The sequence below is a fragment of the Pseudokineococcus marinus genome, assembly GCF_013004605.1.
In the GTDB taxonomy this organism is placed as follows: domain Bacteria; phylum Actinomycetota; class Actinomycetes; order Actinomycetales; family Quadrisphaeraceae; genus Pseudokineococcus; species Pseudokineococcus marinus.
This window is the reverse complement of record NZ_JABEMA010000101.1, coordinates 1-10,569: the sequence shown is the minus strand read 5'-3', so window position 1 is coordinate 10,569 and position 10,569 is coordinate 1. Positions and strand designations below refer to the sequence as shown.

Genomic DNA, 10,569 nt, shown 5'->3' with positions numbered 1-10,569 from the left:
CGCCGCGCCCGCTGTCCTGACCGCCGCGCCGGCCGTCTCCTCCACGTCCCTCCCGGCCGCCGCGCCCTCCGCCAGCGCCCCCTCGGCCACCGTCCCGTCCGCCACCGCCCCGTCCGCCACCGCCCCGTCCGCCACCGCCCCGTCCACCACCGCGTCGGACCCGTCGGTGCAGCGCGTCGTCCGTGACGAGACGGGCACGGGGATCGTCGTGCCGCTGCTCGGGACCGTCGCCGTGGTGCTGCTGCTCGTCGCGGCGGCGGCCGTGAGCGCCGTCCTGCGGCGCCGGTCCGAGGAACGTCGGCTCTAGCCCGACCGTCCTCACCGGGGGGAGGCCCCGCCGGGCCGCCCCGAGCGGTCCACGCGACCGATCACCACGACCGACCGCCCGACGTCACCGACCGACCGCAGCACCGCCCGCAGGAGGCACACCGCATGAGCCCCGATCCCCGCAAGCCGACGAAGGCGGAGCGCCAGAGCGACGCGCGCGCCCGGTCCCGCGCCATGCGCGAGCAGCGGGAGCGCGCGGAGAAGCGGCGCCGCGCGGCGCTGGTGACCATCGCCGGGCTCGTCGCGGCGGCGGTCGTGGCCGTCGTCGTCGTCGCCATCGCCTCGGGCGGGGAGGACGACGCCCCGCAAGCCGTCCCGACGTCCTTCTCCGAGTCCGGCGGCTACACGACGGGCGACGCGGACGCGCCCGTCTCCGTGAGCATCTACCAGGACTACCAGTGCCCGTTCTGCGCCCAGTTCGAGGCCGCGAACAGCGACTTCATCGAGCAGGCGCGCGAGGCCGGCGACATCTCCGTGACCTACTACCCCCTCGACCTGCTGCGCCGCCTCGGCGACTACTCGGCCCGCGCGGCCAGCGCGGCGGTGTGCGTGGCCGAGGAGGCGCCCGAGCAGTTCGGCGCCTTCAACGACGCCCTCTACGAGAACCAGCCCCAGGAGGGCGCCGGCGGGCTGACGGACCAGCAGATCGCGGCCGTCGCGTCGGACGCCGGGGTGCCGGACGACGTCGACGCCTGCATCACGAGCGGCCGCTACACGGACTGGGTCAGCCAGGTGACCGACGACCGCGACGAGCGCGTCCAGGGGACTCCGACGGTCCTCGTCGACGACCAGGTGCTCCCGGACCCCGACCAGTTCCAGACGGCAGTGGAGCAGGCCCTGGCCGGCGGCGGCGCCACCGACGGCGCCACCGCGGGCGCCACCTCCTGAGCGCCAGAGCCTGAGCACCACCCCGCGCGCCGACGGGCGCGGCCCTCACGCCGACGGGCGCGGCGCCTCCGGGCCGCGCCCGTCGGCGTCTCCAGGGCGACGGTGCGCGGCGAGCCTTGACATCGATGTCACAGAGGAGTTGGCTCGCTTCGCCCGCCTCGTCCTCGGAGCCGGTCCTGCTGGTCATCGACGCCCAGGGAGATCCGCCGTGCTGAACGCCCGCCGTCCCGCCCTGCTCACCGCCGCCGCCGCGCTGGTGGCGGGCCTCCTCGTCGCGCCGGGCGCCTCGGCCGCGCCGGCGCCACCGCCACCGGACGAGGGGTCGCTCACCGACCTCGTCAACCCGTTCATCGGGACCCAGGACGAGGGCAACACCTTCCCCGGGGCGTCCCTGCCGTTCGGGATGGTCCAGCTGTCGCCCGACGACGGGCACACGACGGGGTACGACTACACGCGCGACCGCATCCGCGGCTTCAGCGCGACGCACATCTCGGGCGTCGGGTGCGGGCTGGGCGGCGACCTGCCCGTCCTGCCGACGACGGGCGACGTCACCTCCACGGACTACGCGCAGTACGCCCTGCCGTACTCCCACGACGGCGAGAGCGCCTCGCCCGGCTACTACACCGTGCCGCTCGAGGCGCCCGCGGGGACGATCACGGCGGAGCTGACGGCGACGACGCGCACCGGCGTCTCGCGCTACACCTTCCCGGAGACGGACGAGGCCACGGTCCTCGTCAACGCCGGCCAGGCGCTGCACAGGGTCGAGTCCAGCGACGTGCGGGTCGTGGGGGACCGCACGATCGAGACGACCGTCGTCGGCAGCGGCTTCTGCCAGGGCACCCGGCCGTACACGATGCACTTCACCACCACCTTCGACCGCCCCTTCGCCGAGGTGGGCACCTGGTCGGGCGACGAGGTCACCGCCGGCAGCACGGCGACGTCGGGCACCGACCGCCAGGGCGCCTACGTGCGCTTCGACGCTCGCGAGGACCGCACCGTCGAGCAGACGACGGCGCTGTCGTGGGTCGACGCCGACGGCGCGCGCGCCAACCTCGCGGCCGAGGGCGGCCGGACCTTCGACGAGGTCCGCGCCGCGGCCGACGCGACGTGGGAGCAGCGCCTGGGCCAGGTGCGCACCCAGGGCGGGACGCCCGAGCAGCGCCGGACCTTCTACTCCTCGCTCTACCGGTCCCTGCTGACGCCGAGCGTCGCCACCGACGTCGACGGCCGCTACACCGGGTGGGACCAGCAGGTCCACGAGGCCGACGGCTTCACCTACTACCAGACCTTCTCGCTGTGGGACACCTACCGGACGCAGCAGCAGCTGCTGTCCCTGCTCGCCCCGCAGGAGTCGCGCGACATGGCGCTGTCCCTCCTCGCGGTCGAGGACCAGGGCGGCTGGCTGCCGCGGTGGGCCTACGCGACGGTCGAGACGAACATCATGACCGGTGACCCGGTGACGCCCTTCCTCGTCTCCGCCTGGCGCCAGGGCCTGCTCGCGGGCCACGAGGAGGAGGCCTACGAGGCCCTGCTCGAGAACGCCGACGGCGTGCCGCCGGCCAGCAGCCAGTACAACGGCCGCGCGGGCAACGAGCACTACCTCGAGCACGGCTACGTGCCGCACGAGCCGCAGCTCTCGGGGAAGCCCGGCGACTACGACCTCCAGCACGGCGCCTCGGCGACCCTCGAGTACGCGCTCGCCGACGCGACGCTCTCGACGATGGCCGCCGCGCTCGGCCACGAGGACGACGCCCGCCGGCTCGCCCTGCGGGGGCAGAGCTTCCGCAACCTCTTCGACCCGCGCACCGGCTCGTTCCGCGCCCGGGACGCCCAGGGCCTCTTCGTCGGCCCGGAGGACCCGGCGGACGCCGTCGGCTTCCACGAGGGCACCTCGTCGCAGTACACGTGGCTGGTCCAGCAGGACCTCCAGCAGCTCGTCGACCTCCTCGGCGGCGAGGACGCCGCGAACGAGCGCCTCGACGGGTTCTTCGCCTACGACCAGCTGGTCGAGGACCCCGAGCGCACCGCCCGCGAGGTGTGGGTCAACAGCGCCTACGACTACTACGGGTTCAGCACCTACAACCCCCAGAACGAGCCCGACCTCCACGCGCCGTACGTCTACGGCTGGACGGGCCAGCCGTGGAAGACGACCGACGTCGTCCACGCCGCGCTGACGCTCTTCACCGACGGCCCGCAGGGCATCACGGGCAACGACGACCTCGGGACGATGTCGTCGTGGCAGGTTCTCTCCGCCATGGGCATCTACCCCTCGGTGCCCGGCACCGAGGTGTGGTCGCTGTCGACGCCGCTCTTCGACCGGGTGGGCCTCGCCCTCGACCCCGAGTGGTACCCGGAGGGCTCGTTCACGATCACCGCGCCCGGCACGTCGGAGACCGACCGCTACGTGCAGTCCGTGCGCGTCGGCGGCCGCACCTCGCCGCGCACGTGGATCACGGGCGACGACATCCGCGCCGGCCGCGACGTGGCGTTCCAGGTGGGCCCCGAGCCCTCGCGCTGGGGCACCGACGTCGACCTCGCCCCCGAGCCGCTCGTGGACGGGCGCGTGCGCCGCAGCGACCTCGCGGCCGGCCTCGTGCCCGGGCGCACCGACCTCCTCGGCAGCGACGAGGCCCAGGTCGTCGACCTCACGGCGACGCTCGTCGTCACCGACCCGGGCCGCCCGACGGTGCGCCTCGACCTGGCGGCGGACGAGCCGCTGCGGGCCGAGCTCGACCGCGACGTCCTGCGGGTCCGCTCCGCGGGGCTGCCGACGACGCAGGAGCTGCCGCTGCAGGTCGTCGTGCCGGCGGGGACGGCGCCGGGCTCCTACGACGTCCGCCTGCAGGCGCGCGACCGCGCCGGCGACGTCGTCGAGCGGACCGCCGTCGTCACGGTGGTGCCGCGCTGCGGCGAGCCGGGCGGGTCGTGCCCGGTGGACCTGTCCGGCGCCTACGACGTCGACGGCGTCGCGACGTCGGAGGCCCGCGCCGAGGGCGACTTCGACGGCGGCGGCTGGAGCTTCCCCGCCGAGGAGCTGCCCGCCCCCGGGGAGCAGCTCGTGGGCGGCCGCACCTACGTCCTGCCCGAGACCGCCGGGATCGCACCCAACTTCGTCGCCGCCCGCGGCCAGGAGATCGCGCTCGAACCGGGCTCGTACGCCGCCCTCGACGTCCTGCTGTCGGCCCACAACGGCGACCACGCCGGCGACGCCGTCGTCACCTACGCCGACGGGTCGACGTCGACGGCGCGCCTCACCGCCACCGACTGGGCCGCGAGCGGCCCGCGGCTGGGTGAGGAGACGGCGCTCACCGCACAGGGGCGGTACTACTCGGGCGGCGGCGGTGACGGGCTCACGGTGCACGTGTGGCACGACGTCCTGGCGCTCGACCCCGCCCGCGAGGCCGTGTCGCTGCGGCTGCCCGACGAGAGCCGCATCAAGGTCATGGCGATCAGCGCCCGCACGCCCGCGGCCGCCGGCGAGCCCGTGGACCCGGCCGCGGACGCGCAGGAGGCGTACGCGGCGATGCAGGAGCACCTGCTCGCGGGCGACCGGTCCGGCCTGTACACCGAGCGGGTGCCGGCGCGCGCCGGTGACCGGCCGTACGCCTTCGAGTGGCCCTTCTCCCAGGCGCACGTCGCGGCGCTCGACCTCACCGGGCTGCCGGGGGAGGCCGGCGAGGCGTACGCCGACGACCTCGTGCGGCACGGGGAGGCGCAGGAGCTCTACTGGGACGCCTCCGGCAGCGCGACGGGGCTGCCCGGCTACGACTCCTACCCGCACGCCCCGTACGGCGACGGCGGGGACCTCTTCTACGACGACAACCTCTGGGTCGGTCTCGCGATGGTGCAGCAGCACCTCATGACCGGCGACGAGGCGGCGCTGGAGCGGGCGCAGCAGGTCTTCGAGCTCGCCGTCTCGGGCTGGGACGACGACCCGACGCACGCGGCGCCGGGCGGCGTGTTCTGGACGCAGCAGGCCGGCAACCGCGACCGGAACACCGTCTCGACGATGCCGGCGGCCCAGCTGGCGGTGCGGCTCCACATGATCACCGGGGAGCAGCGGTACCTGGACTGGGCGCTGCGGATGGCGGGGTGGACGGACGAGCACCTGCTGGGGGACGACGGGCTGTACGCGGACCACCTGTCCCTCGACGGGACGGTCGAGCAGACCCGGTGGGCCTACAACCAGGGCGTCCCCGTGGGCACCTACGCGCTCCTCTTCGAGGCGACGGGGGAGCAGCGGTACCTCGACCACGCGCAGGAGGTCGCCGAGGCCTCGTACCAGCACTACGTCGTCGAGGGGCGCCTGGACGACCAGCCCCGCGCCTTCGTCGCCATCTGGGCGAAGAACCTCCTGCTCCTCGAGGCGACGACGGGCGGCACCCGCTACCGCGACGCGGTCACCGCGTGGGCGCAGCGCCAGCACGACGGCGACCTCGACGCGTCGACCGGCCTGTACGCCGGCGACGACGGCGCCACGGAGCTGCTCGACCAGGCCGCGGTCACCCAGGTGCTGGCCGTCCTCGCGTGGCCGCAGGAGCGGGTGCGGCTCCTGTACTGAGCCCAGCGCCGCTGCCGACGCGGCGCCGCCGCGTCCTGCCGCCCGCCCCCGCCCGGGGGCGGGCGGTCGCGCGTCAGGACATGTGCAGGCCGCCGTTGACGTCGTACGTGGCGCCGGTGATGTTGCCCGCGTCCGGGCCGAGGAGGAAGGCCATGAGCGCGGCGACGTCGTCGACCGTGCCCACGCGACCGACGAGGCCGGCGGCGGCCATGTCGGCGCGCCGCTCGTCGTCGAGGGGGCCGCCCATGATGTCGGTGTCGACGGGCCCGGGGCTGACGCAGTTGGCCGTGACGCCGAGGGGGCTCAGCTCACGCGCGACCGCGCGCATGAGGCTGACGACGGCGCCCTTGGAGGCGCTGTAGGCGGACTTCGAGAAGGTGCCGCCGCCGCGCTGCGCGGACACCGAGGAGATCGACACGACGCGCCCCAGGCCGCGGTCGGCCATCCCGCGGCCGAAGCGCTGGGTGGCGAGGAAGACGCCGCGGGCGTTGACCGCCATGACGCGGTCCCACTCCTGCGGCGTCGTGTCGAAGAAGGCCGTCGGGGAGCTGATCCCGGCGATGTTGGCCAGGCCGACGACCGGGGGCAGCTCGGCCTCGACGCGGGCGGCCGCGGCGTCCACGGAGGCGGGGTCGGAGACGTCGACGCCCACGCCGAGGGCGCGACCTCCCGCCTCGGTGATGCCGGCCGCGACGTCGGCGACGGCCTCCTCGTCGAGGTCCATGACGGCGACCGCCCAGCCCTCGCGCGCGAGGCGGGCGGCCAGCGCGCGGCCGATGCCGCGGGGCGAGCCCGCGCCCGTGACGACGGCGGTGCGCTGGTCGGGGAAGGGCGGGGTGCTCACGGGGGCCTCCTGCTGCTCGGTGCTGCGTCGTCGGCTGCGTCGTCGGCGTGCGGCGTCACGGGGAGGCGGACGTGCGCCCCCGGGCGACGCCGGCGTCGTCCTGGGTGCCCCGGGCGGTCTCTCGGGTGGCCCCGGGGTGCCGCAGACGGTAGGCATCGCGCACGCACCGGGCATCCCGGCGCACGGGCGGGGGCGACGGCGCACCCGTCGGGACGACGACGTCCACCAGGAGGCCGCTCGTGGACCTGCAGCTGCTCCTCGCCCTCGTGCTCGGCATCGCGACGATCGTCGTGCTCGTCCTGCGGACGCGGCTCGACGCCTTCGTGGCGCTGCTCGTGGCCGCCCTCCTCACCGGCACCGTCGCGGGCTCGGCGCCGACGGACACCCTCGACTCGATCGTCGCCGGCTTCGGCAGCACGCTCGGGTCCATCGGGATCGTCATCGGTCTCGGCGTCGCGGTCGGCAAGATCCTGGAGGTCTCGGGCGCGGCGGACGCGCTCGCGAAGGCCTTCGTCCGGGCCCTCGGCCGCGGACGCGAGCCCTGGGCCATGGGCGGCACGGGGGCGCTCGTCTCCATCCCCGTCTTCTGCGACTCCGGCTACGTGATCATGAACCCGCTGGCGCGCTCGATCGCCCGGCGCCGCCGCGGCGGCTACGTGACCCTGGCCCTCGCGCTCGGGTGCGGCATGACGCTGACCCACCACCTCGTGCCGCCGACACCGGGCCCCCTCGCCGTCGCGGGCATCGTCGGCGCGGACCTCGGCGGCTTCATCCTCGTCGGCCTCGTCTTCACGCTCGTCCTGCTGCCCGTCGTCGTCGCGTACGCGCGGTGGGTCGGCCCGCGGCTCGAGGGCCGCGTGACCTCGGAGGTGCGCGAGGCCGTCTACGGACGGGCTGCCGGTGCCGGCGCGGGCGCGGGCACCGCGGTGCTCGAGGAGGACCAGCCGAGGGGCGCGGCGAGCGACCGACGCGGGGGCGAGCGGGACGACGCGGCGGCGGAGGAGGACCCCGCCGCCGCGCTCGGCGAGCCGCCCGCCGGCGCCGGGCCGCACCGCGTAGGCACGCTGCGCGCCTTCCTGCCGCTGCTCGTGCCGCTGGCCCTCATCGTCGCCAACACCGTGGCCACCGCCGTCGACCGCAACGCGCAGGGCGTGCTCTCGGGCGACGAGGGGTACGACCCGTCCGGCCCGGTCGCGGTCCTCGCCTTCCTCGGCAACCCGGTGGTGGCGCTCATCATCGGCGTGGTCATCGCCGTCTACGGGCTGCTGCCGCGGTGGACGACGCGCGACCAGGTGAGCGGCTGGCTCGCCCAGGCCGCGGCCTCGGCCGGGCTCATCATCCTCATCACCGGCGCGGGCGGCGCGCTCGGCCAGGTGCTGCGGGACTCGGGCGTCGGCCAGGAGCTCGCGGACGCCGTCGCCTCGCTCGCCCTGCCCGGGGTGCTCGTGCCCTTCCTCATCGCGACGCTCGTCCGACTGGCGCAGGGCTCCGGCACCGTCGCGATGATCACCGCGGCCTCGGTCTCGGCCCCGCTCGTCGACGACCTCGGGCTCGCGCCCCTGGCCGCCGCGCTCGCCTGCTGCGCGGGCTCGATGGTGCTCAGCTACTTCAACGACTCCTACTTCTGGGTCGTCACGCGCTTCACCGGCCTCGAGGGCACGGCGGCGCTGCAGGGATGGTCCGGCATCACGACGGCGGTGTGGGCCGGCTCCATCCCTCTGGTGCTCGTCGCGGGCGCCGTCCTCTGACGTCCCGGGGGCGGCAGCCTCCGGCCCTCCTCCGGTGACGAGGGCCGGAGGGAGCGCTCACCAGCGGTAGTCGAGGAACTTGCCGTCGAAGGTGACGACGACGCGGTCGCCGTCCGGGTGGGCCCGCCGGGCGATGTCGACCTTGAAGTTGATGGCGCTCATGATGCCGTCGCCGAACTCCTCGTGGATGAGCTCCTTCAGCGCCGGGCCGTAGACGGCCAGCGCCTCGGAGAAGCGGTAGATGGTCGGGTCCTGCAGCAGCTCGGGGTCGATGCTGCGCGCCGGCTGCTGCTGCAGCGCCTCGGCCACCGCGTCCTCGAGCCCGAGGAGGGCGCAGGCGGTCTCGGCCTGCTCGGCGCTCATGGGGTGCTGCCCGAGCAGCGCCGCCGTCGTCCGCACCAGGGGGGCGTCGAGGGCCTGGGCGATGGCGGCCCAGGTGAGGCCCTGCCGCACGCGGGCGGTGCGCACGAGCGCCGCGGCGTCGCGCCGGCTCATGAGCGGGGTGGTGGTCGGGGCGGTCGTCGTCGTGGTCACGGGTGCTCCTGTCGTCGTCCGGGGAGAGGCGGTGGTCGTCGCGGCTGCAGGACGCGGCGCTGCTCAGCGGGTGCCGGCGGCAGCCGGGACCGGGGCCTCGCTCGTGGGCGCGGCGACGGCCGCCTTCGCGGCCTGGCCGGCCTCGGCGAGCTGCGCCTCGGCCAGCCCCGTCTCCGCCCGCTCCGCTTCGGCCACCTGCTGGGCGCGGCGGCTCGTGCGGGTGCGCCCGTGGGTGGCGTAGAGCGTCAGCCCGACGAAGGTGAGGCCGCCGACGAGGTTGCCGAGGACCGTGGGGATCTCGTTCCAGACGAGGTAGTCGCCGAGCGAGAAGTCACCGCCGAGCAGCAGGCCCGAGGGGAAGAGGAACATGTTGACGATCGAGTGCTCGAAGCCCATGTAGAAGAACAGCAGGATGGGCATCCACATCGCGATGACCTTGCCCGAGACGCTCGTCGACATCATGGCCGCGACGACGCCGGTGGAGACCATCCAGTTGCACAGCACGGCGCGGATGAAGAGCGTCAGCATGCCGGCGCCGCCGAACTCCGCGTAGCCGACGGTGCGCGACTCGCCGATCTCCCCGAGCCGCTGCCCGACCTCGTCCGGCTCGACGGCGAAGCCCGTCGTGACGATGACGCCCATCATGAGCGCCACCGTGACGGCGCCCCCGAGGTTGCCGAGGAAGACGAGCCCCCAGTTCCGCAGCATCGAGCGGACGGTGACGCCGCGGCGCTTGTCCAGCAGCGCCAGCGGGACGAGCGTGAAGACGCCGGTGAGCAGGTCGAACCCCATGAGGTAGAGCAGCGAGAAGCCCACGGGGAACAGCAGGGCCCCGATGACGGCCTGCCCCGTCTGCACCGTGACCGTGACGGCGAAGGCGGCCGCGAGGGCGAGGATCGCCCCGGCCATGTACGCGCGGATGAGGGTGTCCCGCGTGCTCATGAGGACCTTGGCGTGCCCGGCGTCCACCATCTTGGTGACGAAGTCGGGCGGGCTGACGTAGGACATCGGGGCCTCCTGGGGGTCCGCGTGCGGGGGTCCGGCGAGCGCGTGCCCCGACCATCGGGGCACGGCCCGCGCCCGTGGTTTCGCCCCCGTTACGCCCAGCGCTCCATGACCTCACGGCCGTCCGCGCGCGCTGAGAGGCGCTGAGAGGCGTCGGAGCACGCTCGGTCATGGGCGGCACCGGCCGTCACCGAGCACGGGGAGGGGCCCGCGCGGGAGGGCGCATGCTGGAGCCCATGGGGGAGCACGAGGTCGGTGGGACGGGAGCCGAGCCCGGAGGGGCCGCAGCGGGTGGTGCCGGAGCGAGCGGGACCGGAGCGAGCGGGGCCGGAGCGGGCGGGGCCGGAGCGGGCGGCCGCGGTCCTCGGCGGGCGGGGCGCCGCACGGCGGCGGCGCCGCCCGAGCTGACCGCCCGCACGGCCGCCTCGCGGGCCCGCGTCGACGCCCTCTGCCGCGACGCCGTCGCCGCGCTGACGGCGGCCGCCGTGCCGCACGACGTCACGCACCTGGCCCGGCGCCGCCGGCTGCTGCGCGACGACGCGCTCGTCGTCGTCGGGACGGGCTGGGACCTCGGCCGCTACGTGCTGTGGCCCGACGCGACGCTGCGGGCGGCGGGGGACCGCCTCGGGTGGGTCGACGAGGCCACGGGCGCCGTCCGGCTG

General features: G+C 75.3%; 6 protein-coding genes and 2 pseudogenes. 5 read left to right on the top strand and 3 right to left on the bottom strand.

Annotated features, from left to right (window positions below; genetic code table 11):
• From HLB09_RS17795 to HLB09_RS08505, 3 genes and pseudogenes are all read left to right on the top strand, one after another.
• Positions 1-307, top strand: a pseudogene (locus HLB09_RS17795) (hypothetical protein); the annotation flags it as partial.
• A gap of 125 nt (positions 308-432) precedes the next feature.
• Complete coding sequence (locus HLB09_RS08510) at positions 433-1,215, top strand: DsbA family protein (RefSeq protein ID WP_171202961.1); 783 nt, start codon at positions 433-435, stop codon at positions 1,213-1,215.
• A 208-nt stretch (positions 1,216-1,423) separates the two neighbouring features.
• On the top strand, positions 1,424-5,776 hold the full coding sequence (locus HLB09_RS08505; protein ID WP_212770782.1) for a GH92 family glycosyl hydrolase: 4,353 nt from the start codon (positions 1,424-1,426) through the stop codon (positions 5,774-5,776).
• 73 nt (positions 5,777-5,849) lie between these two features.
• Here the strand turns inward: HLB09_RS08505 and HLB09_RS08500 are convergent, their stop codons facing one another.
• Complete coding sequence (locus tag HLB09_RS08500) at positions 5,850-6,620, bottom strand: SDR family NAD(P)-dependent oxidoreductase (protein WP_322790089.1); 771 nt, start codon at positions 6,618-6,620, stop codon at positions 5,850-5,852.
• A 239-nt stretch (positions 6,621-6,859) separates the two neighbouring features.
• On the opposite strand from HLB09_RS08500, the gene HLB09_RS08495 reads away from it, so the two are divergent.
• The gene (locus HLB09_RS08495) at positions 6,860-8,368 is read left to right on the top strand and encodes a GntP family permease (RefSeq protein ID WP_171202959.1); all 1,509 of its coding nucleotides are present in this window, start codon (positions 6,860-6,862) and stop codon (positions 8,366-8,368) included.
• Positions 8,369-8,425: 57 nt separating this feature from the next.
• Here the strand turns inward: HLB09_RS08495 and cynS are convergent, their stop codons facing one another.
• Positions 8,426-8,863: a cyanase gene (cynS, locus tag HLB09_RS08490; RefSeq protein ID WP_171202963.1), complete on the bottom strand. Its 438-nt coding sequence runs from the start codon at positions 8,861-8,863 to the stop codon at positions 8,426-8,428.
• Between the two features lie 102 nt (positions 8,864-8,965).
• Positions 8,966-9,910, bottom strand: a complete 945-nt coding sequence (locus HLB09_RS08485) for a formate/nitrite transporter family protein (protein WP_171202958.1) — start codon at positions 9,908-9,910, stop codon at positions 8,966-8,968.
• A gap of 233 nt (positions 9,911-10,143) precedes the next feature.
• On the opposite strand from HLB09_RS08485, the pseudogene HLB09_RS08480 reads away from it, so the two are divergent.
• Positions 10,144-10,569: pseudogene (locus HLB09_RS08480) on the top strand (hypothetical protein); the annotation flags it as partial.

Bases quoted from the DNA above. Each gene is read 5' to 3' on its own strand.
- HLB09_RS08510 (WP_171202961.1), top strand. From the start codon at position 433: ATGAGCCCCGATCCCCGCAAGCCGACGAAGGCGGAGCGCCAGAGCGAC.
- HLB09_RS08485 (WP_171202958.1), bottom strand. From the start codon at position 9,910: ATGTCCTACGTCAGCCCGCCCGACTTCGTCACCAAGATGGTGGACGCC.
- cynS (WP_171202963.1), bottom strand. From the start codon at position 8,863: ATGAGCCGGCGCGACGCCGCGGCGCTCGTGCGCACCGCCCGCGTGCGG.